Genomic DNA, 20,596 nt, shown 5'->3' on the forward strand with positions numbered 1-20,596 from the left:
GGAGCAATTGCTCCCACAAGGTACTTGTTTCATTCAATTCGAGGATTTCTGGATGTTCACTCTGATACGCCCGGCCTTGAGCCTATTGCTTCTGATGACCCTGATCACCGGCGTTGCGTACCCCTTGCTGGTTACGGGCGTGGCGCAAGTCGCGTTTCCCGCCCAGGCCAACGGCAGCCTGATCGTTGATGCCGACGGCAAGGTCCGCGGCTCTCTGTTGATCGCCCAGGATTTCCAGGGCGATGCCTGGTTCCATCCACGTCCATCGGCGGGTGCTTTCGCCACGGTAGCCAGCGGCGCCAGCAACTTTTCCCCGAGCAATCCGGCCCTGGCCGCACGGGTGATCGGTGACGCCCAGGCCTTGCAAGTGCCGGGTCAAGGCCCAGTGCCGTTGGCGCTGCTGACCACCTCGGGCAGCGGACTGGATCCCCACTTGCCACCGGCAGCGATTGCCTATCAACTGGCGCGTGTCGCCGCCGCACGCAATCTGCCGATATCGTCCGTGCAGCAAGTGCTCGACGCTCACATCGAGCAACCGCTGGTGGGGCCGCCGGTGGTGAATGTGCTGGCGTTGAACCTGGCGCTGGAAAAACTGTAGCCCCCTGTGGAAGTGGCACCTGTGGGAGCAAAGCTTTGCTCCCACAGGGCGTTTGATCAACATCTGAAAGAGAACCCCAACACATGAGCGACTCCGGCCGCGCCGATGCACTGTTAGCCAAGCTGCCCCGCAATGACCGGGGCCGGCTCAAGGTCTTCCTGGGTGCGTCGCCGGGTGTGGGCAAGACCTACGCCATGCTGCAGGCGGCCCACACGCAACTGCGCCAAAGTGTCAGGGTGGTTGCCGGCGTGGTGGAGACTCACGGCCGCAGTGAGACTGAAGCGCTGCTCGGCGGTCTGGTGCAGCAGCCGCTGGTGCGATCGGAGTATCGCGGTGTGATGCTCGAGGAAATGGACCTTGATGGTCTGCTCGCGGCTCGACCGGCCTTGGTGCTGGTGGACGAACTGGCCCACAGCAACGCGCCCGGCAGCCGACATGCCAAACGCTGGCAAGACATTCAGGAGTTGCTGGCCGCCGGCATCGATGTCTACACCACCGTCAATGTCCAGCACCTGGAAAGTCTCAACGATCAGGTGCGCGGTATCACCGGCGTGCAAGTTCGAGAGACGCTGCCCGACTGGGTCCTGCAGGAGGCCGATGAACTGCTGTTGATCGACCTGCCACCGCGCGAGCTGCTGGAGCGCCTGCGCGATGGCAAGGTTTATGTGCCGGAACAGGCGCGCGCTGCGATCGATGCATTTTTCAGCCAGACCAACCTCACCGCATTGCGTGAGCTGGCCATGCAAACTGCCGCTGCACAGGTGGACAACGATCTTGCCCAGGGCTATCGCCAACTGGGCCAGGCGGCTCCGGCGGTGCGGGGACGATTGTTGGTGGGGGTTGACGGTGATGCCCAGGCCGAACGTCTGGTACGCCACGCCAGCCGTGTCGCCCAGCGTCGGCATCTTCCCTGGAGCCTGGTACACGTGGACAACGGCAGCACGCGGGACGAGCCATCGCGCCAGCGCCTGCAAAACGCCCAGCAGTTGGCCGAGCGCCTGGGCGGGGAGGTGGTGCTGCTGCGGGCCGGTGAAGTCGCCAGGACCTTGATCCAGCACGCCACCGAACGTCGCGCTACGCTGGTGCTGGTGGGACAGTCCAGGCGGCGTCTGCGCCGGCGGCTGTTCGGTGGTGGCTTGGCTTCGCGTTTGCTGCGCGATGCCAGGGGGCTGGAAATCAACGTACTGGATCGCGATGAACAGCCCCCTGCGGCCCGTGAGCGTTCAAACGCCGCCCTGGCTGGTTTCGACTACGTGCTGGCGCTGTTGGCGACGGCGGCGGCCAGTGCGCTGGCTTGGGGGGTCTCCGGGCTTCTTCCCTTGCCTAATATCTCCCTGGTGTTTCTGATGGCGGTGTTGCTGGTGGCGGTTCGCAGCAGCCTCGGCCCTGCGCTGGCCTGCGCGGCGCTGTCGTTCCTGGCCTATGACTTTTTGTTCATCCCACCGAATTTTTCCTTCACCATCCAGCGTGAAGAAGACGTACTCACTCTGGTGTTCTTCTTGCTCATGGCGGCCCTGACCGGCAACCTTGCGGCCCGCCAGCGACGACAGTTGCAGGCGCTACGCGAGACCCAGCAGGAAACCGGCGAGCTGCTTGATCTGTCCCGCAAACTCACCGCCGCGACCGACCGCCAGGCGGTGATCAGCGCCGCCGCGCAACACCTCAACGGCTGGCACGACCTGCAACTATGCCTGCTCAACCGTGACGGCCAGGACGGCTGGAAGGTTGAGACAGCTGAACCATTGACCTTCACTGAAGCTGAGCGCGCGGCCGCCGATTGGGCTTGGCAACACGACCAACCGGCCGGCGCCGGCACCGGGACGCTGCCGTCCGGGCGCTGGTGGTGGTGGCCGTTGTCGACAGAGGAGGGCCCGCTGGCGTTGCTGGGCGTTTGCCCGAAAGAAGGCAAGCCGTTGAGCGGCCAGCGGCGTCGTCTGCTGGCGGCCCTCAGTCAACCACTGGCGCAGGCCCTGGCTCGGGCGCAACTGGCCCAGGATCTGGAAGCGGCGCGCCTGCACGGTGAAACCGAGCAACTGCGCAGTGCGTTGTTGGCGTCGGTGTCCCACGATTTGCGCACGCCGCTGACCTCCATGCGCGGCAGTATCGACAGCCTGTTGGCGTTGGGAGAGGCGATCCCGCTGGCCGATCGCCGCGAACTGCTGGAAGGCACCCGTGATGAAGCTGAGCGCCTGGATCGCTACATCCAGAACTTGCTGGACATGACTCGTCTCGGCCATGGGGCTCTGAAGCTGGCGCGGGACTGGGTGTCGCCGGCCGATATCGTCGGCAGCGCGTTGAACCGGTTGCGGGCGGTGCTGGCACCGTTGACGGTGGGCATCGAAGTGCCGGCCGAGTTGCCGTTGTTGTATGTTCACGCGGCGTTGATCGAACAGGCCTTGGTGAACGTGCTGGAGAACGCCGCACGATTTTCACCGACTCACGGGCGATTGCTGCTCAGCGCAGGGGCGACGGACAGCGAAGTTTTTTTCGCCGTGGCCGACGAGGGGCCCGGGATCCCTGAAGAAGAGCGCGAGAAAATCTTCGACATGTTCTATACCGCTGCGCGCGGGGATCGCGGCGGGCAGGGCACGGGGCTGGGGCTGGCGATCTGTCAGGGCATGGTCGGTGCCCATGGCGGGCGGATCAGCGTGGACACCGGCCTGGACGGGCGCGGAACCTGCATCACCCTGCACCTGCCATTACAGACACAACCGGGCCTGGACGATGAAGCCTGAGCGGCGCTGGGTTACTCTCTTTCCACCTGATTGCATTGAACGGACCTCATGAGCCAGACCGCGACCCTTTTGGTCATCGATGACGAACCGCAGATTCGCAAATTCCTGCGCATCAGCCTGACTTCTCAAGGCTACAAGGTGCTCGAAGCCGGCACCGGCGCCGAAGGCCTGGCCCAGGCGGCGCTGAACAAGCCCGATCTGCTGGTGCTCGACCTGGGCCTGCCGGACATGGACGGCCAGCAGGTACTGCGCGAGTTTCGCCAATGGTCCACGGTGCCGGTGCTGGTGCTCTCGGTGCGGGCCAGCGAAGCGCAGAAAGTCGAGGCGCTGGACAACGGCGCCAATGATTACGTCACCAAGCCGTTCGGCATCCAGGAGTTTCTGGCGCGCATTCGTGCCTTGTTGCGTCAGGCCCCGGCAGGCGAGGCGCGGGAAGCGGCGCTGACGTTTGGTCCGCTGACGGTGGACCTGGCTTATCGCCGGGTCCTGCTCGATGGCACCGAAGTGGCCCTGACCCGCAAGGAATACGCCGTGCTGGCGCAATTGGCGCGCCATCCCGGGCGGGTCATTACCCAGCAGCAATTGCTCAAGGACATTTGGGGCCCGACCCACACCGAAGACACCCATTACCTGCGGATCGTGGTCGGTCATCTGCGGCAAAAACTGGCGGACGACCCGACCCGGCCCCGGTTCATTGCGACCGAGGCGGGGGTTGGGTATCGGTTGTTGGGGGAGGGTGGACTTTGAGTTTGATGTTGGCTGAGCTGCCGTCATCGCGAGCAGGCTCGCTCCCACAGGCGTTGTGATGTTCTTGAATCCGCAGATCTAGTGTGGGAGCGAGCCTGCTCGCGAAGAGGCCCTCACCGCCACGAGCGCTCTATCAGTTCTGCTCATTCTCATAGCGATCCAACGTATCGCTGGCAATCTCCCGCCCCAGGGCGATCAGCTCCGGCGCCTTGTAGAACTCGAAAAACCGGCACACCCGTTTCGGCACGTTGATCAGCACATCCGGTGGATACCCGGCGATCTTGTATTGGGCCAGGGACGTCTGCATCACCTCGAAACTCTGGTTGATCAGATCCATCAGCGAGGCCGGGCCAACGTTGTCGATGATGAACGAACCGGTCGCCGATTTCGGCGCACCTTCGGATTCCGGCGTGGCGGCCGGTTGTTGGCCCTCGGGCTCGGCGGATTCCAGCCATGGATTGATCTCGGCGGCTTCGGCTTTTAGCGCCTCCTGTTCCAGCAGCAGCAACTGCTCGGCTTGCTTGCGACGGAACGGTAGACGCGAGCCCAGGGAACTGACGAGGGTGTCGAAGCGACGCTTGAACGCTGCCGGGCGCTGGATGACCGGCAGTCGGTACTGTTTCTGGTTGGTGGCGTTGAGGTTGACCGCGATGATCAGGTCGCAATGGCTCGACACCACCGGCACGATGGGTAACGGATTGAGCAGGCCGCCATCCACCAGCATGCGGTTGCCTTGCATCACGGGGGTGAACAGGCTGGGAATCGCCGCCGAGGCGCGCATTGCCTGATGCAGGCAACCTTCCTGGAACCAGATTTCCTGCTGATTGGTCAGGTCGGTGGCCACGGCAGTGTAGGGAATACGCAGGTCTTCGATATTGAGTTCGCCGACGATCTTGCGAATTTGCCCGAAGACTTTCTCGCCGCGAATCGCCCCCAGGCGAAAGCTGACGTCCACCAGTCGCAGCACATCCAGGTAATCCAGGCTTTCAATCCAGTTACGGTAATCGTCGAGCTTGCCCGCGGCATAGATTCCGCCCACCACGGCACCCATGGAGCAGCCGGCGATGCAAGCGATGTCGTAGCCACGTCGTTCGATTTCTTCGATCACCCCGATATGGGCGTAGCCCCGGGCGCCACCCGATCCCAGTACCAATGCGACACGTTTTGTCATGACCCGGCCTCTTGTAAAACAGACTTTAACAATGCACTTATCGACGGCTGGGCTCAATCGTTGTGGCGCAGGTGTCGTTTTTTGATACGCCGTGCCGGCATTTGCGTATGCTCGCCCACACTTGTATTTACGCGGTCGGGCATTGGCACTTTTTGCGGGCTGGACCGTCTTACTTGCACGACTGTTGACCTGACTTGAGGTGTAATTGATGAAAGCCCGAATTTGTCTGCCCCTGGTGGCATCCTTGATGGTTTTGGCTCTGGCCGGTTGTGCCGGCAAGACCGCTTACCGCGATAGCTGCGGCAGCCAGCTCGACAGCGCCTGGCGCGAACTGGACCTGGCCAAGGCCGAAGGTTTTGCCGGCACCGTGAGTTATTCCAAGGCCCTGTCGTTGTTGACCGGCGCCAAGACCCAGCAGCAGTTCGAAGCGTTTGAGGGGTGCACCAAAAAGGCCGAGAAGGCCCGTTTCTACATCCGCGAATCCCGCGCAGGGCGTTAATAGCAGCGACAAGCTGTCAGCGGCAAGCTACAAGTTAGGGGAGCACTCTGCTCCTCACTTGAAGCTTGCCGCTTGACGCTCAACGCTACGTACGGAGTACGTCCCCATGATTGATCGGCTGGTGGCCCGGATACTGGGCCTGGAAGTCCGGCTGCTGGCCTGTCAGGCCCGCCTCAATGCCCATACCGACAGTGAAGCCCTGCATGACCTGCGGACCACGGTCCGCCGTTTGCGCAGCTTGCTTCGTCCGTTGCGCGGTTTGCCGGGTGTCGAACAACTGGAAACGGCGGCTTCGGCGGTCGGCGCGCTGACCACGCCCCTGCGTGACCGGGAAGTGCTGGCCGCCTACCTTGAGCAGCACGGCAAGATCGAAGCCGCGCGGCAGCGCCAGGTGCAAATGGCCGATGCTTATCCCGCCGTTGCCGGCAGCCCGGAGCTGGCCCAATTGCTGATGGTGCTCGATGCTTTCCCGCGCTTCATTCGCGCGGCGCAACGTCAGGACCTGCTTAAAGGTCTGCGCAAACGCATCGAAAAGCGCCTGGACAAACAATGGAAGAAACTCGGCGAAGCCTTGGGCGATCCGGCCCATGATCGCCATCGTTTGCGGCTGCTGATCAAGCGCGTGCGCTACGCCATCGAAGCCTACCCCGAACTTGACCGCCTGCCCGAAGCAGCCATGCCACGGCTCAAGTCCGCCCAAGGCGCTCTGGGGGACTGGCACGATTGCTGGCAATGGCTGGCCCGGGCCAAGGAGGAAAGCGACTTGCAATCCTGCGTGCCGGTCTGGCTCAGCACCATGGAAAAGGCCGAGGCCAAGTCCGATAAAGTGCTCGATAAACTCGTTGCCAGTTGCTTCAAAAAATCCTGAGTCCTGCAGATATTCCCTTGTGGGAGCGAGCCTGCTCGCGATAGCGCCGCGTCAGTCACCAGTTATTCAAGCTGACTCACCGCTACCGCGAGCAGGCTCGCTCCCACAGTAGATTGGCGGGGTTGGTGTCAGTCTCTTTGGCCAGAATGAGCGCTGTGCCACCCGTCTGGGCTGGTTAAGATTCCTGCATCTTTTCCCATGTTTTCGAGGTTGTCATGCGCTTTTCCGATTTGATCGATGCCGTGCGTCGTCAGCCTGACTGCGTGATCATCGCGCCTGAATGGGGCCAGGGACGCGCCAGTTTTGGCGGTCTGGTGGCGGCGCTGCAATATGAAGCGATGCGTGCGCGGGTTCCGGCGGATCGCCCGGTGCGTTCGCTGGCGATCACCTTCGTCGGGCCGGTAGCGGCCGACGTACCCGTCAGTTTCGAAGTCGACGTATTGCGTGAAGGCAAGGCGGTCAGCCAGGTATTGGGGCGAGCGGTACAGAACGGTCAGGTAGTGACCGTGGTACAAGGCAGCTTCGGCGCCTCACGCTCTTCCGTGGTGGCGGTCCAGGCCGACCCCGCGCCTGAGTTCAAAAGCGTGGAGCAATGCCAGGAACTGCCCTACATCAAGGGCGCTACACCGGAATTCATGCGTCACCTGGCGCTGTGCTGGAGTGTTGGTGGCCTGCCGTTTACCGGTAACAAATCCCGCAGCATGGGGGGCTGGGTGCGCTTGCGTGGTGATGTCAAAGAGGAGCCGCTGAACGAGGGGCACATCCTGGCATTGGTCGATGCCTGGCCTCCGGCGCTGCTACCCCATCTCACTCAAATGGCGCCGGGCAGTACGCTCACCTGGACCATTGAATTCGTCCAGCCACTGCTGGAACTTACGACACTGGATTGGTGTAAATACCTGGCCGAGATCGAGCATGCCCAGGACGGCTACGGCCATGTCGCCGCCAGGTTCTGGAGCGCTGATGGTCGCTTGATCGCCCTGAGCCGGCAGACGGTGACAATTTTCGCCTAAGGCTCTTCATGACCGTGGCACTGCAACACGAGTGCGGCAATCATGCCGAGGGAGCCGATGGCGACATTGGCCAGGCTCAGGCTGAACACCCCCGATACCATCAGCAAAAACGCGACGATGAACAGCGGTACGGCAATCTGGTGCAACACCGGATTGCTCGGGTGACCATGATGGTCAAGGCAGGTGCGCCATTGCCAGGCCGGGAAGTGGGGGTGACGTTTGCCCATGATGCTGATCCTTGAGTTCGCTAACCGAGTAACCCAAGCGTAAGCCCGGCCGGGCAGCGCGACGAATCGCGGTTGGCTATCGACGTGATAGGTGGCCATAGCCTTGCTCCCACAGATAAACCCCAGGCCGCAAGAACTCTCCCAGGCAGGTCAATTGGCAGCGGGGTCCTAAAGCCTGAGCTGCCCGATCGCCTTGTTCAGCTCACCGGCCAACGTTGCCAGTTCATGGCTGGTGGTGGCCGAGTCCACCGTCTGGCGCACGGTGTTTTCAGTCACGTCACGAATACTCACGACCGCCCGGTTCATTTCCTCGGCAACCTGGCTTTGTTGCTCGGCCGCCACGGCGATCTGGGTGTTGCTCTCGCGCATCTGCGCCACCGCCCCGGTGATTTGCTCCAGAGCCTCACCGGCTTCCCGGGCCTGTTGCACGCAATCGTCGGCCTTGTAGGAGCTTTCCTGCATGAAATCCACCGCGTCCCGGGTTCCCGTCTGCAAGGCCGACACCATGGCGGTGATTTCATCCGTGGAGGTCTGTACCCGCTTGGCCAGGTTGCGTACTTCGTCGGCCACCACTGCAAACCCTCGACCCATTTCCCCGGCTCGCGCCGCCTCAATGGCCGCGTTGAGGGCCAGTAGATTGGTTTGTTCGGCGATGCTGTGGATCACGCTGACCACGCTGTTGATCTTCTGGCTGTCCTCGGCCAGGCGCTGGATCATTTCGGCGGTCTGCTGCACGCCGCGGGAGAGCCCGGTGATCGACTGTTGCACCCGGCTGACTACTTCGCGGCCATTGCCGGCCAAGGTATCGGCGCTTTTCGACAGGTCGCGGGTGGCACCGGCATGTTGGGCGATGTGATAAACCGTAGCGGACATCTCGTTGATCGCCGTCGCCGCCTGATCGGTTTCGCTTTGCTGGCCGAGCATGCCGTGGCGAACATCGTTCATGCTCGATGCCAGGCGTGCTGCACCGCTGTCCAGTTGCCGAGCAGTGCTGGCAACGGTGTCAACCACACGTTGATATCCGGCTTGCATGGCATTGAACGCCGCCGCCATCTGGCCCACTTCGTCCTTGCAGGCCAAGGGGACGCGGGCGGACAGGTCACCGGTTTTTTCCACGTGCAGCATCACATCCTTCAGGGTGTTGAGCTGGCTGAGCAGAAACCGGATTAGCAGCTGCGATGCGCCCAGCATGGCCAGCATCAACACGAACACCGCCACGGCGTATTGGCTGAAGCGTTCCCTGAACACCTGGCTCAGGCTTGCGCCTTGGGCCAGCACGGCCAACTGTTGGCCGTCACCGCCACGGATTACTTCGGCGCCCAGCAGTGGGTTGTCGCCCAACAGGGGGCTGGCCGAGAGTGCTACCCAGCCGTTGGCCTCTGCTATTGAAGGCAATGATTGATCGTTCAATGTGGGAATCTGGCCGCGCTGGAATGCCAGCAGGTGATCGGCCTTGGGCAATGGCTGCCCGGCAGGCCAGGCATTGAGCAAGCGTGCCTGGGCCTGGGCGTTTGCCTGGGCCGCATGGTTGCGCGCTTGTTGTTCAAGCTGCACCGCGTAGAGTACGAGCAGCAAGGTTGTGACAAAGGCGACCGCATTGACCGCCCAGAATTTGTACTTCAGTGAGATATTGCTAAGCCAGGCACCCATGGAAGGTCTTCTCTGATAGCGGAAACAGTTTTGGCAAGGTGCCATTATTGTGCCGCTATCCAAGGTGCGGGGTGTTGATATGGGTCAACAGACAACGCCTATCCCCTTTGGGAGCGAGCCTGCTCGCGATAGCGGTGTACCAGTCGGCCTATGGGCAAGCTGATCCATTGCTATCGCGAGCAGGCTCGCTCCCACAGGTTTTCATTGGGTCAGGAGAGGGTGGGCAAGCCAAAAAACGCGCGGGCACAGGCGGTGCTATGGGCAGCGAGGTCTTCCTGGCTTTCCCCCCGGTGCAAGGCGACTTCGCGCAAGGTTTCCGTCAGGTAGGCCGGTTCGTTTCGACCATTCTTGGGTTTGGGGCGCAGTGTGCGAGGCAACAGGTACGGTGCATCGCTTTCAAGCATCAAGCGAGTGCGAGGAATTTCCCGTACCAATGGATGCAAATGGGTGCCCCGGCGCTCATCGCAGATCCAGCCTGTGATGCCTATATGCAAGTCCAGGTCTAGATAGCTGAACAGGGCCTTTTTTTCACCGGTAAAGCAGTGCACCACCGCTGCGGGCAATTGGTCGCGAAACTCCCGCAGGATTTCCAGCAGTCGCTGATCGGCATCACGTTCGTGAAGAAAGACCGGCAATTGCAACTCCACCGCCAGGGCGAGGTGTTCTTCCAGGACTTTTTCCTGCTGCGGGCGCGGGGAGAAGTCCCGGTTGAAATCCAGCCCGCATTCACCCACTGCGCGAACGCGGTCTTGTTTCAGCAGGTCTTTGAGGTGCCTGGCGCTATCGGCGGTCCAGTCGCTGGCGCTATGGGGGTGAACACCGGCGGTGGAAAATAGCCGCTCCCCGGTGTCATCGAGGCGCTGGCACAGCTCAAACGCCTGTTCGCTGCCGTCGACGCTGGTACCGGTCAAGACCAGTTGGCAGACACCGGCCGCATAGGCGCGCTCAAGCACGGCCTCGTGTTTGTCGGCAAAACTGGGGTTGGTCAGGTTGACGCCGATATCGATGAGTTGCATGGTGCTACCTCGACCCAAAGGCCGCAAAGCATATCAGAGCTGTAGATTTATAAGAAAAGCCAAGAACTACAACGAGTTGAGGCTGTCTGTTGAGGCCGCCAGACCGGTCGGGTTGGTATAAACGCCAGCACTGTGCCAGTCTTTCGCACTTTTCAGCGCCCCAGGTGCTCTGTTTCTGTCGACCCCAGCTTCGATATTTCAAGGCTGCGGGCCGCGGTATCCTTTCGGAGAGTGGATGACACGTCCCCAAGTGTTGTTGCTGCTGTGTTGTTCGCTGTTGCTGCCGATGCCGGCCGAGGCGCGGCTGCCCGGCCCGGTACAGGTGGTAGCGCCGACTACGGTGCGCGACCTTGCGCAAATCCGCAGCAGCCGGGTGCTGAAAGTTTTGGTCAACCAGAGCCGCAACAGCTCTGGCGAAGTCAAGGGGCAACCCATTGGCGTCGAATATCATCGCTTACGTGCCTTCGAGCAATACCTCAACGGCCACGCTCGGGATGACCAGAAAATCACCCTCAAGATCATTCCCAAGGCCAAGGACCAACTGCTGGGCGCCTTGCAACGCGGAGAAGGCGATCTGGTCGCGCCCGGCGAGTTGCTCGAGCCCCTGGCTGGCCTTGCGGTCAGCGCCAGCAATCCGATTCGCACCGACGTGCCGTTGCTTCTGGTGGGAGCCAAGGGCCAGCGGCGCTACACCCGCGTAGAGCAACTGTCGGGCAAGACCCTGGCCCTGCCCAACGGTAGCGCCGCAGGGGAGGCCCTGAGTCAGATCAACCAGAAGCTGGCGCTGCGTAAATTACCGCCGGTGAAGATCGAGTGGGTCGACCCGACCCTGGCGGTGGAAGATGTGCTGGAAATGGTTCAGGCCGGGATTTTCCATCTGACCATCGTCGAGCAGCCCATTGCCGAACGCTGGAGCAAGATCCTGCCCAAGCTGCGTTTCGACCGGCAGGTGCTCATTGGCGAGCCGGCTGACGAGTATTGGTTTGTCCGTCGTGACGCCGCCATGCTGCGAGCGAGCATCGACCGCTTCCTGACGACTTATAAGGCGCCTTCCAATCAGGACGCGGCGTTTCTGCGTATCTATCGCCGCTTGTACCGGGTTCACTATCCGCTGGCCCGTGCCAATCGCCAGCGTCTTGAGACACTGCGCCCGGTGTTGCAAAAACATGCCACGGCCCAAGGCATGGATTGGCTGAACCTGGCGGCACTGGCGTTCAAGGAGTCTTCCCTGCAACCCAATGCCCGCAGTGGCAGCGGCCCTACGGGTCTCATGCAGATTACCCCTTCAGCAGCCCAGAGGGTCGGGGTGCGCAACATCCAGAACCTGGACGCCAACGTGCAGGCTGGCGCTAAGTACCTGGCCTTGATACGCCGAAAGTTTTTCGCCAGCCCCAAGCTCAATGAGCGCGAGCGAATGGCCTTCGTCCTGGCCGCATACAACATGGGGCCTGAGCGTGTCCAAGGCATGCGGGCCGAGGCCAGGCGGCGGGGACTCAATCCCAATCAGTGGTTCTTCCAGGTCGAACGCATCGCCATGGAGCAGGTGGGAATGGGCGCAGTAAGCTACGTTAATAGTGTGAACAAATACTATCTGGCATTTGATCGTGAACGGGAGTCGCTGGAACCCAGGGAACAAAAGGTTGTTGTGCGTAAATGATCGAGTAAACTGATTGGTATCACGGATTTTTTCCGCTTTTATCATGCATTTTGTTGATTAATATAGCGGCCAACCCACTTATCCCAAGGAATGAACCTAATGAGCACTTTCATCAACAAAGTTCTGTTTACTCGCGCTGGCTATGGCCTGACTGTCCTGCGCATCGTTGTCGGGATCATCTTCGCCGCCCACGGCTCCCAGAAACTCTTCGGCCTGTTCGGTGGCTACGGCCTGACGGGGACGGCGCAGTGGATGGAAAGCATTGGCCTGACCCCCGGTTATCTGATGGCGACACTGGCCGGCGGTACTGAGTTTTTCGCCGGGCTGGCCTTGATCATCGGTCTGCTGGCCCGTCCAGCGGCGCTGGGACTGGCCTTCCTGTCGCTGGTGGCGATTTTCTCCGTGCACATTGGCAACGGTCTGTTCATGGCCAACAACGGTTATGAGTTTGCCCTGGCTTTGCTGGCAGGCAGCGTCGCGGTGCTGATCGAAGGTGCTGGCAAGTTGTCGGTCGACCAGGCCATCGCCCGCTGATTGCATACCTGAATCATTGAAGGCCCGTCTGGAACGGGCCTTTTTTGTGCGCGCAGATTCTTGACACTGGCCGGTCAGCTTCTCTAGGATGCCGCTCATGCGCCGATTTAAACAGCTACTTGCGGGGCGCCAGGTGACTCATTCAGTCACCGATAGAAGCCGGTCACACGGGGCTTCGAAATACCGCTAAAGCGCTGGTTCGGTGTTGCCTCTCACCTGCCATGCAGACTTTTGAGGCAGAGACACGACACGATGAACGCATCCAGCCCCCTTGTACGTCTTGCGCCGATCACGGCGAACCTTCTGCAACGCAATCCAAAAATCCTTCTGGGCGGTACTCACCAGCCTACGCTATTGCGCTATCTCGACGGCTGGCCGCGACGCAATCACGGGCCGGCGGCGTTCCTTATCCAGTTTGTCGAAGACGGTGAGTCTCTGGCGCGTTTTGCCGATGACAGTTTCGATCTGGCCGTTATCCAGTCCCCCAGTGCGGCGCACGCCAGCGAAATGATCCGGCAATTGACCCGCGTGGCCCGACAGGGGCTGATTACCCGCCGCTGAGGTGAGCTGAGATGACTTGGTTTTTCGGGCCTTGGGCTGGTGAAGCTTTATATGTATTCAATGTGAGTGACATATAAAAGTTGTTCACCTGCGGGTGTCTGAACCTTGATCTCAGCATCCAGCGCTTTGCCGATCAACGCCCGCGCCAAGGGCGAGTCGATGCTGATGAGGTTCTTTTTCAGGTCCAGTTCGTCGGGGCCGACGATGCGATAGCGAGACTCTTTGCCGTCCTCATCTTCAACCGTGACCCAAGCGCCGAAATACACTTTGTTCGGGTCACTGGGTTTTTCACTGACCACCTTGAGGGCTTCCAGGCGCTTGGTGAGGAAACGCACGCGGCTGTCGATTTCCCGCAGCATTTTCTTGCCATAGGTGTATTCGGCGTTTTCCGAACGATCCCCCTGGGCCGCCGCCTCGCTGACTGCTTGGGTCACCTGAGGGCGGCGCACATGCCACAGTTCATGAAATTCAGCGCGCATCCGCGCCTCGCCCTCAGGGGTGATCAACGCGGTGCCGGCGGTGCGGGGTGGGCGATAACGGCTCATGGCAACTTCTTGTGGTGGCGAAGCCGGGAGTCTATCAACCCTCGCGCAAGACTGTCAGCGGGCTGGCATTGAGGGCTCGACGGGTGCCGAACACACCGGCAGCCCCGATCAATAACGCTCCCACCAAAGGCAGTACCAGCAACCATGGATGCGGATGCCAGGGCAGGTCGAACGCGTAACGGTAAAGCACCAGGCTCACCAGTTCCGAACCCAAGGCCGCGAGCAAGCCACTGACCGCACCCAACAGCCCGAACTCGATGCGCCGGGCCTTGACCAACAGGGCTCGTTCGGCACCCAGGGCGCGGAGCAGCGCACCCTGGTGGATCCGTTCATCGAGGGTGGCTTGCAGGCCGGAGAACAGCACGGCCATTCCCGCAGCCAGTACAAACAGCAACACATATTCCACGGCCAGGGTGACCTGGGCCAGGATGCTGCGCAACTGCTCGAGCAGGGCTTCGACTTGCAGGATCGTCACCGCCGGGAAGGCCCTGGACAGGTCGACAATCTGCTGGTCGTGGCCTGCCGCCAGATAGAAGCTGGTGAGATAGGTGGCCGGTAGATCCTTCAGCGTGCCGGGTTGGAAGATCATGAAAAAGTTAGGCTGAAAGTTGTCCCAGTTGATTTCTCGCAAGCTGGTGACCTTCGCCTCGCGATTGACGCCGCCCACGTTGAAAACCAGACGGTCCCCCAGCTGGATCTTGAGGTTCTCGGCCACCTTGCCTTCTACCGAAACGCCCGGAATATCGTCCGGCGGTTGCTGCGGCCACCAGGTCCCGGCCGTGACGACGTTGCCCGCCGGCAGGTCCGCAGCCCAGGTCAGGCTCAGGTCGCGCTGCAGGGCCCGGTCACCGGCCGAGTCCTTGGTGACAAATTCCTTGGCCGGCTCGCCGTTGATACTGATCAGGCGTCCCGGTACCACGGGGTAGAGCGGCGCCGATTGCGCCGACAACGCCAGCAGCTTGTCGGTGAAGGCCTGCTTGTCGTTGGGCAAGATATTCAGGGCGAAATAGTTCGGGGCGTTTTTCGGCAACTGGTTTTGCCAGGTGTCCAGCAGCTCGCCGCGCAAGAGGGCGATCAGCGCCATGGACAACAGAATCAAGCCGAATGCCAACGCTTGGCCGGCCGCCGCCAAGGGGTGGCGCAGCAACTGGCCCAGGCCGAGCCGCCAGGGTAACGAGGCGCGGGCCAGCATCCTGCGCAAGCTTTGGAGCAGCAGCAACAGCAGGCCGCCGAGCACCAGTGCTGCGATGACGCCACCGCCGAGCAGGGCGAACGTCAGGACCAGGTCCAGGCTCAAGCGCCACATGATCAGGCCAAGGGCACCCAGGGCGGCCCCATAGACCACCCAGGTGCTGGAAGGAATCGGCAGCATGTCCCGGCGTAAAACGCGCAAGGGGGGTACCCGTCCCAGCGCGGCCAGAGGGGGCAGGGCGAAGCCGGCCAACGCCACCATTCCGGTGCCGATTCCGGCAATGGCCGGCAGCAGGCCACCCGGCGGGACGGTCGTGGGTAACAGGTCATGCAGCAGTGCAAACAGTCCCAGTTGGGCGACCCAGCCAAGCAGCGCACCGCTGAGGCTGGCCAGCAGGCCCAGCACGGTCAATTGCAGGCTGAACAGCACCATGGTTTCCCGGCGTGACAACCCCAGGCAACGCAGCAGTGCGCTGGCATCAAAGCGTCGGGTGGCAAAGCGGTTGGCCGAGAGGGCGACGGCGACGCCGGACAGCAGCACCGCCACCAGGCTGGCCATGTTCAGATACCGTTCGGCCTTGCCCAGGGCGCCACCGATCTGCCGGTTGCCATCGCGTGCATCCTGCAGCCGCTGATTGGGCTCCAGGCCCGGCTTGATCAGGTCGCGGTAGGTTTGCAGCGCTGGTGCCGGGCCGCGCCACAGGTCGCGATAACTGACGCGGCTGCCGGGCTGCACGACGCCGGTAGCGTCCAGGTCCTTGAGGTTGATCATGACCCGGGGCGTGAGGCTATAGAAATTGCCGGCGCGATCCGGTTCGTAGGTCAACACACGGCTCAGGCGCAGGGGCTGGTTGCCGACGTCGATGCTGTCGCCTATTTTCAGGTCCAGTGCCGTCAGCAGCCGTGCTTCAACCCAGGCCTCGCCTGGGTTCGGTCGCCCGCCGGTTTCTTCCGGGGCGAACGGGGCAGGGGCGCTTTTCAGTTCGCCGCGCAGGGGGTAGATGTCATCGACGGCCTTGACGCTGGAAAGTTGAATGCCATTGTCGGTGGCCACGACGCTGGAAAACTCCACCACCCGGGCATGTTCGAGGCCCAGATCGGTGCCGCCGCGAATCTGTTCGGGACGGGCAGGCGAGCTGCCTTCGAGCAGCAGGTCGGCGCCAAGGAATTCGGTGGCGCGCATCATCATCGCGCCGTTGAGACGGGCTCCGAAGTAGCCGATGGCGGTACTCGCCGCCACCGCCACCAGCAGGGCGAAGAACAACACCCGCAGTTCGCCGGCGCGGGCGTCGCGCAGCAATTGGCGGACAGCGAGACTGAACAGACGCAACAGCGGCAAGCGTGCCATCAAGGCTCCAGGGGGGCGACCATCTGGCCGGCTTCAAGTCGAATCAGGCGCCGGCAACGATGGGCCAGGCGTTCGTCATGGGTGACCAGCACCAGGGTCGTGCCGCTTTCCTTGTTCAACTCGAACAGAAGATCGCTGATGCGCTCACCGGTGTGGCTGTCGAGGTTGCCAGTGGGTTCGTCGGCAAACAGCACGTCCGGCTCGGCCGCAAAGGCACGGGCAATCGCCACGCGTTGCTGCTCGCCGCCGGAGAGCTGGCGGGGCGAATGGGTCAGACGCTGGCCCAGGCCGACCCGCTGCAGCAATTCCGTAGCGCGTTCGCGGGCATCCTGGCGACCATCAAGCTCCAATGGCAGCATGACGTTTTCCAGCGCATTGAGGCTGTCGAGCAACTGGAACGACTGGAAGACAAAGCCGACATGCTCGGCGCGGATCCGGGCCCGCTGGTCTTCATCCAGAACGCTGAGGGCTTGACCTGCGAGGGTCACTTCACCGCTGCTGGGCAGGTCGAGGCCGGCCAGCAGGCCCAGGAGGGTGGATTTGCCGGAACCGGATGCGCCGACAATGGCCAGGCTGTCGCCCTTGTTCAGTTCCAGGCTGAGTTCGTGCAGGATAGTCAGTTCACCTTCCGCGCTGGGAACCACTTTGCTAAGGTCCTTCGCGGTGAGAATGCTTGAGCCCATGGAGAATCCGATGCGTGTGTGGTTTTTGAGTGCCGGCCTGGCCCTGATGTGCATGGCCCAGAACGCAGCGGCGGGTACAGTCCTGATCGTTGGCGATAGTATCAGCGCCGCTTTCGGCCTGGATACCCGGCAAGGTTGGGTATCCTTGCTCGAACAACGGCTCAAGGCCGAAGGTTTCGACGACAAAGTGGTCAATGCTTCTATCAGCGGTGACACCAGTGCAGGCGGCCAGGCGCGGCTGCCGGCGCTGCTTGCAGCCCATAAGCCGGACCTGGTGATCCTGGAACTGGGTGGCAACGATGGCTTGCGTGGACAGCCGCCAACGCAATTGCAACAAAACCTTGCAGCGATGATCGACAGCTCCCGCGCCAGCGGTGCCAAGGTACTGCTGCTGGGCATGCAGTTGCCGCCCAATTATGGGCAGCGCTACACCGATGCCTTCGCCCGGGTCTACAGCACTCTGGCCGAGGAGAAAAACGTGCCGCTGGTGCCATTTTTCCTTCAGGACGTTGGCGGTGTTCCGGGGATGATGCAGGGCGATGGCTTGCACCCGTCCGTCGCGGCCCAGGGCAAGTTGCTGGAAAATGTCTGGCCGACGCTAAAACCGCTGCTGTGACGCTTTTCTACAGGCGGTCTTTCGGCTAATGTGGCGCCCCCGATTTGGAGCCCCCGATGCCGCGTCCCGCCTGGTCCCTGTTTGCCTACCAACTGATCGAGCCTGACGAACAGCTGGACCTGTTCGCCTGCCAGGAAGTGCGGGTGCATCTGGTGACCCGGCAACTGGAACTCGGTGGCTCGGCCGACCGGACCCTGTGCGGCAGCCTGCTGCCGGCCCAGCCGCGCTGGTCGGCTGTTGACCGCAAGATATTCCAGGACCATCGCCTGTGTTCATTGTGCCGGGCGATCCTGGAGTCCCAGAAGCGCGGTACCTCGCCGATCTGGCCGGAACTGCGGTTCGAATTGTAATTCCCCAGATTCCCCGCATGCCCCTTGTGGGAGCGAGCCTGCTCGCGATGGCGGTGGGCCTGCTTGCATTGATGTTGGATGTGCCGCCGCTATCGCGAGCAGGCTCGCTCCCACAGGTTTTTATTTCAGTCTCCAGGCATGCTAGGCATCGGACGCCTCATTCCTGCCCTCCCCGAAATAACGGGGGCCGGTGTACAATCACAGTCTTCATACCCTCTGTTCGACCTGCAAAGGATTTCCCGGATGTTGCTGCGCTTGCCTGCCGTCACCCGCTGCCTGTCTCTTGCCGCCCTGTGCATGGCTGGTCCCGTTGCCGCCCTGGAGCTGCCTCTGCCACCGCCAGGCGAAGACATTGTTGGCCAGGTGCAGGTCATCAAGGCCAAATACGAAGACACCTTCGCCGACCTGGGCACTACCTACGACCTGGGCTACACCGAGATGGTCGCTGCCAACCCGGGCGTCGATCCCTGGTTGCCGGGTGCGGGCACCGAGGTCGTGCTGCCGACCCGTTTCATCCTGCCGCCTGGCCCGCGCGAAGGCATCGTGATCAACCTCGCCGAGTACCGTCTCTACTACTTCCCCAAGGGCCGGAATGTGGTCTACACCTTCCCGCTGGGCATTGGCCGTGAAGGTTGGGGATCGCCGATCGCCCACACCAGCATCATTGCCAAGACCCCGAATCCGACCTGGACTCCGCCGGCCTCGATCAAGGCTGAGCATGCCGCCGACGGCGATCCGTTGCCGAACGTGGTGCCGGCCGGTCCCGATAATCCCTTGGGTCCGTTCAAGTTCACCCTGGGCACCCCGGGTTACCTGATCCACGGTTCGAACAAGAAGTTCGGCATCGGCATGCGCACCAGCCACGGCTGCTTCCGCATGTTCAACAACAACGTACTGCAGATGGCCGGCATGGTGCCGGTGGGCACCTCGGTACGGATCATCAACGATCCCTACAAGCTGGGTGTGAGCGGCGGGAAGGTTTATCTGGAGGCCCACACGCCGCTGGACGACAACGGCAACCCATCGGTGGTGGACAAGCACACCGCGGTGATCAACACGATGCTCAAGCGTGAGGACATCACCAGCAACCTGCGCATGGACTGGGATGTTGTGCGTGATGTGGTGGCGGCCGAAGACGGCCTGCCGGTCGAGATCGCCGTTCCGAATACTTCGGCACCGATGGTCTCCAGCGCGCCGATCGATCTGCAACAGTAAAACCTGCAATAGAGACCCGCCGGCGTTTTGCGATGTCGGCGGGTTTTTTATCGCCTGGGGAAACGCCGGGCAATAAAAAAGCCGACCCAAAAAATGGGTCGGCTCGATAACAATCCCGGAGGACTATTACTTGCGGCTAGCTTTTTCCAGCATGCGCAGAGCACGCTCGTTAGCTTCGTCAGCAGTCTGTTGTGCTTTTTGAGCAGCAGCCAGAGCTTCATCAGCTTTACGGTAAGCTTCGTCTGCACGAGCTTGGGCGCGAGCTGCTGCGTCTTCGGTAGCAGTCAGACGTGCTTCGGTTTCTTTCGATGCGCTGCTGCAACCGGTAGCCAGAACTGCGGCCAGGGCCAGAGCAGAGAATTTCAGAACGTTGTTCATCGTGTTCCCCTTCAAGGACTTTCTATTAAGTGACTGTCTCCTCACAGCGAGGAGTTAGCCGGCGTACATACTACCCATTACTTGTAGTAAGTAAACTGACGTCGCGCAAGAAGCAAAAAAATTGTAGGCGGTGATTCTTTTCCGAGCAACTTTTTGGGGTGTTGTTTAAAAAATATGCAGCCGCCGGCACCCGGGTTGAGCGCGTCATTGAGCAAAAGTTCCGTGCACGGGAGAACTTTTCCTTAACCCGTTAACGTCGTTGTTTATTGATTCGCCTGCACTTTTGAGCGTTTTTTGCTCAGTGGGGCGGCTATCTTTATTGGTGTTGGCGGTGACTTTAATAACCGGCGCTCGTCTCACGACTCAACAACTGGCGATGTTCAGCTATTGCGCCTTGGCCGACTAGCGCGTGACGGTGGCGCTCAATCGATAAACCCGACCGGGTTTTACCCCCTTTGACGGGCGTGCCTTGAGCATTTGCGTCATTGGTGCCTACTATTCACGACGTGCTCGGGGTTGAGCGGTGGGTGTTGGCGCTCGGTGACCAGACAGGCACGGGGTGGCGTAGATGTTCCTTCGCCGGAAAAACATCGGTAAGGTAGGGGTCAGCATTCAGACCCGCGAGGAGTAGTGATGAGCGAGGCGTTGTCCATCCACCATGACCAGGCTGGTCATCAGTTCGAGACCAATGTGGACGGTCATCGTGCCTATCTGACTTATATGGACCTGGGCAAACAGACCCTGGATATCTATCGCACCTTCGTGCCCAACGCCTTGCGCGGACGCGGCATTGCGGCGGCGCTGACCGAAAGGGCGCTGCAATACGCCGACGAAATGGGCTACACGGTGATCCCGTCCTGCTCCTACGTGGAGCGCTACATGGAGCGTCACCAGCGTCACGCGGCCAAGCTCTGACCTTACGGATTCCCCAATAAAAACGCCGGGCTGAAAAGCCCGGCGTTTTTTTTAGCCTTGAAAAGAGCAAAGGTCGCAG

The 20,596-nt window shown here is 61.4% G+C and carries 20 protein-coding genes and 1 pseudogene; 13 read left to right on the top strand and 8 right to left on the bottom strand.

What is annotated here, in order from left to right; translation table 11 throughout:
- The first annotated feature begins 52 nt into the window (after positions 1-52).
- The 3 genes from kdpC (at position 53) to GKKCFE_RS06795 (ending at position 4,080) form a co-directional block, all read left to right on the top strand.
- Positions 53-598, top strand: a complete 546-nt coding sequence (gene kdpC / locus GKKCFE_RS06785) for a potassium-transporting ATPase subunit KdpC (protein WP_445577647.1) — start codon at positions 53-55, stop codon at positions 596-598.
- Positions 599-681: 83 nt separating this feature from the next.
- Positions 682-3,333 carry a DUF4118 domain-containing protein gene (locus GKKCFE_RS06790; RefSeq protein ID WP_445577648.1) on the top strand — a complete coding sequence of 884 codons (2,652 nt, stop codon included), beginning with the start codon at positions 682-684 and terminating at the stop codon, positions 3,331-3,333.
- A gap of 48 nt (positions 3,334-3,381) precedes the next feature.
- The gene (locus GKKCFE_RS06795; RefSeq protein ID WP_047226338.1) at positions 3,382-4,080 is read left to right on the top strand and encodes a response regulator; all 699 of its coding nucleotides are present in this window, start codon (positions 3,382-3,384) and stop codon (positions 4,078-4,080) included.
- A 133-nt stretch (positions 4,081-4,213) separates the two neighbouring features.
- Here GKKCFE_RS06795 and GKKCFE_RS06800 read toward each other — a convergent pair whose 3' ends face one another.
- Positions 4,214-5,251 (bottom strand): patatin-like phospholipase family protein, encoded by a 1,038-nt coding sequence (locus GKKCFE_RS06800; RefSeq protein ID WP_445577649.1) that lies wholly within the window; start codon positions 5,249-5,251, stop codon positions 4,214-4,216.
- Between the two features lie 208 nt (positions 5,252-5,459).
- Here GKKCFE_RS06800 and GKKCFE_RS06805 point away from each other — a divergent pair, with 208 nt between their 5' ends.
- From GKKCFE_RS06805 to GKKCFE_RS06815, 3 genes are all read left to right on the top strand, one after another.
- A complete protein-coding gene (locus GKKCFE_RS06805) occupies positions 5,460-5,750 on the top strand; it encodes a hypothetical protein (RefSeq protein WP_039588883.1) in 291 nt (96 codons plus the stop codon).
- A gap of 106 nt (positions 5,751-5,856) precedes the next feature.
- Positions 5,857-6,618 (top strand): CHAD domain-containing protein, encoded by a 762-nt coding sequence (locus tag GKKCFE_RS06810; protein WP_139050772.1) that lies wholly within the window; start codon positions 5,857-5,859, stop codon positions 6,616-6,618.
- 215 nt (positions 6,619-6,833) lie between these two features.
- A complete protein-coding gene (locus GKKCFE_RS06815) occupies positions 6,834-7,631 on the top strand; it encodes an acyl-CoA thioesterase (RefSeq protein WP_445577650.1) in 798 nt (265 codons plus the stop codon).
- 8 nt (positions 7,632-7,639) lie between these two features.
- Here the strand turns inward: GKKCFE_RS06815 and GKKCFE_RS06820 are convergent.
- The 3 genes and pseudogenes from GKKCFE_RS06820 to GKKCFE_RS06830 all read right to left on the bottom strand — a co-directional run.
- A pseudogene (locus tag GKKCFE_RS06820) lies at positions 7,640-7,858 on the bottom strand (terminase); the annotation flags it as partial.
- 168 nt (positions 7,859-8,026) lie between these two features.
- Complete coding sequence (locus GKKCFE_RS06825) at positions 8,027-9,508, bottom strand: methyl-accepting chemotaxis protein (RefSeq protein WP_445577651.1); 1,482 nt, start codon at positions 9,506-9,508, stop codon at positions 8,027-8,029.
- A 209-nt stretch (positions 9,509-9,717) separates the two neighbouring features.
- Complete coding sequence (locus GKKCFE_RS06830; protein WP_445577652.1) at positions 9,718-10,524, bottom strand: TatD family hydrolase; 807 nt, start codon at positions 10,522-10,524, stop codon at positions 9,718-9,720.
- 235 nt (positions 10,525-10,759) lie between these two features.
- Between GKKCFE_RS06830 and GKKCFE_RS06835 the strand changes: the two genes are divergently transcribed.
- From GKKCFE_RS06835 to GKKCFE_RS06845, 3 genes are all read left to right on the top strand, one after another.
- Complete coding sequence (locus tag GKKCFE_RS06835) at positions 10,760-12,181, top strand: MltF family protein (RefSeq protein ID WP_076385722.1); 1,422 nt, start codon at positions 10,760-10,762, stop codon at positions 12,179-12,181.
- Between the two features lie 99 nt (positions 12,182-12,280).
- Positions 12,281-12,715, top strand: a complete 435-nt coding sequence (locus tag GKKCFE_RS06840; RefSeq protein WP_047226345.1) for a DoxX family protein — start codon at positions 12,281-12,283, stop codon at positions 12,713-12,715.
- A gap of 252 nt (positions 12,716-12,967) precedes the next feature.
- Positions 12,968-13,276, top strand: a complete 309-nt coding sequence (locus tag GKKCFE_RS06845; RefSeq protein ID WP_047226346.1) for a hypothetical protein — start codon at positions 12,968-12,970, stop codon at positions 13,274-13,276.
- A gap of 47 nt (positions 13,277-13,323) precedes the next feature.
- Here the strand turns inward: GKKCFE_RS06845 and greB are convergent, their stop codons facing one another.
- The 3 genes from greB to GKKCFE_RS06860 are packed head-to-tail and all read right to left on the bottom strand — an operon-like array spanning position 13,324 to position 17,043.
- The gene (gene greB, locus GKKCFE_RS06850; protein WP_047226347.1) at positions 13,324-13,821 is read right to left on the bottom strand and encodes a transcription elongation factor GreB; all 498 of its coding nucleotides are present in this window, start codon (positions 13,819-13,821) and stop codon (positions 13,324-13,326) included.
- Between the two features lie 34 nt (positions 13,822-13,855).
- Entirely contained in the window at positions 13,856-16,360 is a 2,505-nt protein-coding gene (locus tag GKKCFE_RS06855) for an ABC transporter permease (protein ID WP_076385720.1), read from the bottom strand.
- Positions 16,360-17,043 (bottom strand): ABC transporter ATP-binding protein, encoded by a 684-nt coding sequence (locus tag GKKCFE_RS06860; RefSeq protein WP_092397715.1) that lies wholly within the window; start codon positions 17,041-17,043, stop codon positions 16,360-16,362. Before GKKCFE_RS06860 ends, GKKCFE_RS06855 begins: the two co-directional genes overlap by 1 nt.
- Positions 17,044-17,053: 10 nt before the next feature.
- Between GKKCFE_RS06860 and GKKCFE_RS06865 the strand changes: the two genes are divergently transcribed.
- From GKKCFE_RS06865 to GKKCFE_RS06875, 3 genes are all read left to right on the top strand, one after another.
- Positions 17,054-17,659, top strand: a complete 606-nt coding sequence (locus GKKCFE_RS06865; RefSeq protein WP_047226350.1) for an arylesterase — start codon at positions 17,054-17,056, stop codon at positions 17,657-17,659.
- A gap of 56 nt (positions 17,660-17,715) precedes the next feature.
- Positions 17,716-18,009, top strand: coding sequence for a hypothetical protein (locus tag GKKCFE_RS06870; protein WP_047226351.1), 294 nt, complete (start codon positions 17,716-17,718; stop codon positions 18,007-18,009).
- Positions 18,010-18,252: 243 nt separating this feature from the next.
- Positions 18,253-19,224 (top strand): L,D-transpeptidase family protein, encoded by a 972-nt coding sequence (locus GKKCFE_RS06875; protein ID WP_047226352.1) that lies wholly within the window; start codon positions 18,253-18,255, stop codon positions 19,222-19,224.
- Positions 19,225-19,350: 126 nt separating this feature from the next.
- On the opposite strand, the gene oprI is transcribed toward GKKCFE_RS06875, so the two are convergent.
- Complete coding sequence (gene oprI / locus GKKCFE_RS06880) at positions 19,351-19,602, bottom strand: outer membrane lipoprotei OprI (RefSeq protein ID WP_011335311.1); 252 nt, start codon at positions 19,600-19,602, stop codon at positions 19,351-19,353.
- Between the two features lie 633 nt (positions 19,603-20,235).
- On the opposite strand from oprI, the gene GKKCFE_RS06885 reads away from it, so the two are divergent.
- Complete coding sequence (locus tag GKKCFE_RS06885) at positions 20,236-20,517, top strand: GNAT family N-acetyltransferase (protein ID WP_047226353.1); 282 nt, start codon at positions 20,236-20,238, stop codon at positions 20,515-20,517.
- Positions 20,518-20,596: the final 79 nt, after the last annotated feature.

This window comes from Pseudomonas sp. E141 (genome assembly GCF_052659885.1).

What these genes read in the sequence shown, in the direction of transcription:
- GKKCFE_RS06805 (WP_039588883.1), top strand. Translation starts at nt 5,460, where the DNA reads ATGAAAGCCCGAATTTGTCTGCCCCTGGTGGCATCCTTGATGGTTTTG.
- greB (WP_047226347.1), bottom strand. Translation starts at nt 13,821, where the DNA reads ATGAGCCGTTATCGCCCACCCCGCACCGCCGGCACCGCGTTGATCACC.
- GKKCFE_RS06860 (WP_092397715.1), bottom strand. Translation starts at nt 17,043, where the DNA reads ATGGGCTCAAGCATTCTCACCGCGAAGGACCTTAGCAAAGTGGTTCCC.
- GKKCFE_RS06885 (WP_047226353.1), top strand. Translation starts at nt 20,236, where the DNA reads ATGAGCGAGGCGTTGTCCATCCACCATGACCAGGCTGGTCATCAGTTC.
- GKKCFE_RS06845 (WP_047226346.1), top strand. Translation starts at nt 12,968, where the DNA reads ATGAACGCATCCAGCCCCCTTGTACGTCTTGCGCCGATCACGGCGAAC.
- GKKCFE_RS06810 (WP_139050772.1), top strand. Translation starts at nt 5,857, where the DNA reads ATGATTGATCGGCTGGTGGCCCGGATACTGGGCCTGGAAGTCCGGCTG.
- GKKCFE_RS06815 (WP_445577650.1), top strand. Translation starts at nt 6,834, where the DNA reads ATGCGCTTTTCCGATTTGATCGATGCCGTGCGTCGTCAGCCTGACTGC.
- GKKCFE_RS06875 (WP_047226352.1), top strand. Translation starts at nt 18,253, where the DNA reads ATGTTGCTGCGCTTGCCTGCCGTCACCCGCTGCCTGTCTCTTGCCGCC.
- oprI (WP_011335311.1), bottom strand. Translation starts at nt 19,602, where the DNA reads ATGAACAACGTTCTGAAATTCTCTGCTCTGGCCCTGGCCGCAGTTCTG.
- GKKCFE_RS06830 (WP_445577652.1), bottom strand. Translation starts at nt 10,524, where the DNA reads ATGCAACTCATCGATATCGGCGTCAACCTGACCAACCCCAGTTTTGCC.
- GKKCFE_RS06795 (WP_047226338.1), top strand. Translation starts at nt 3,382, where the DNA reads ATGAGCCAGACCGCGACCCTTTTGGTCATCGATGACGAACCGCAGATT.
- GKKCFE_RS06855 (WP_076385720.1), bottom strand. Translation starts at nt 16,360, where the DNA reads ATGGCACGCTTGCCGCTGTTGCGTCTGTTCAGTCTCGCTGTCCGCCAA.
- GKKCFE_RS06790 (WP_445577648.1), top strand. Translation starts at nt 682, where the DNA reads ATGAGCGACTCCGGCCGCGCCGATGCACTGTTAGCCAAGCTGCCCCGC.
- kdpC (WP_445577647.1), top strand. Translation starts at nt 53, where the DNA reads ATGTTCACTCTGATACGCCCGGCCTTGAGCCTATTGCTTCTGATGACC.
- GKKCFE_RS06800 (WP_445577649.1), bottom strand. Translation starts at nt 5,251, where the DNA reads ATGACAAAACGTGTCGCATTGGTACTGGGATCGGGTGGCGCCCGGGGC.
- GKKCFE_RS06825 (WP_445577651.1), bottom strand. Translation starts at nt 9,508, where the DNA reads ATGGGTGCCTGGCTTAGCAATATCTCACTGAAGTACAAATTCTGGGCG.
- GKKCFE_RS06865 (WP_047226350.1), top strand. Translation starts at nt 17,054, where the DNA reads ATGCGTGTGTGGTTTTTGAGTGCCGGCCTGGCCCTGATGTGCATGGCC.
- GKKCFE_RS06835 (WP_076385722.1), top strand. Translation starts at nt 10,760, where the DNA reads ATGACACGTCCCCAAGTGTTGTTGCTGCTGTGTTGTTCGCTGTTGCTG.
- GKKCFE_RS06870 (WP_047226351.1), top strand. Translation starts at nt 17,716, where the DNA reads ATGCCGCGTCCCGCCTGGTCCCTGTTTGCCTACCAACTGATCGAGCCT.
- GKKCFE_RS06840 (WP_047226345.1), top strand. Translation starts at nt 12,281, where the DNA reads ATGAGCACTTTCATCAACAAAGTTCTGTTTACTCGCGCTGGCTATGGC.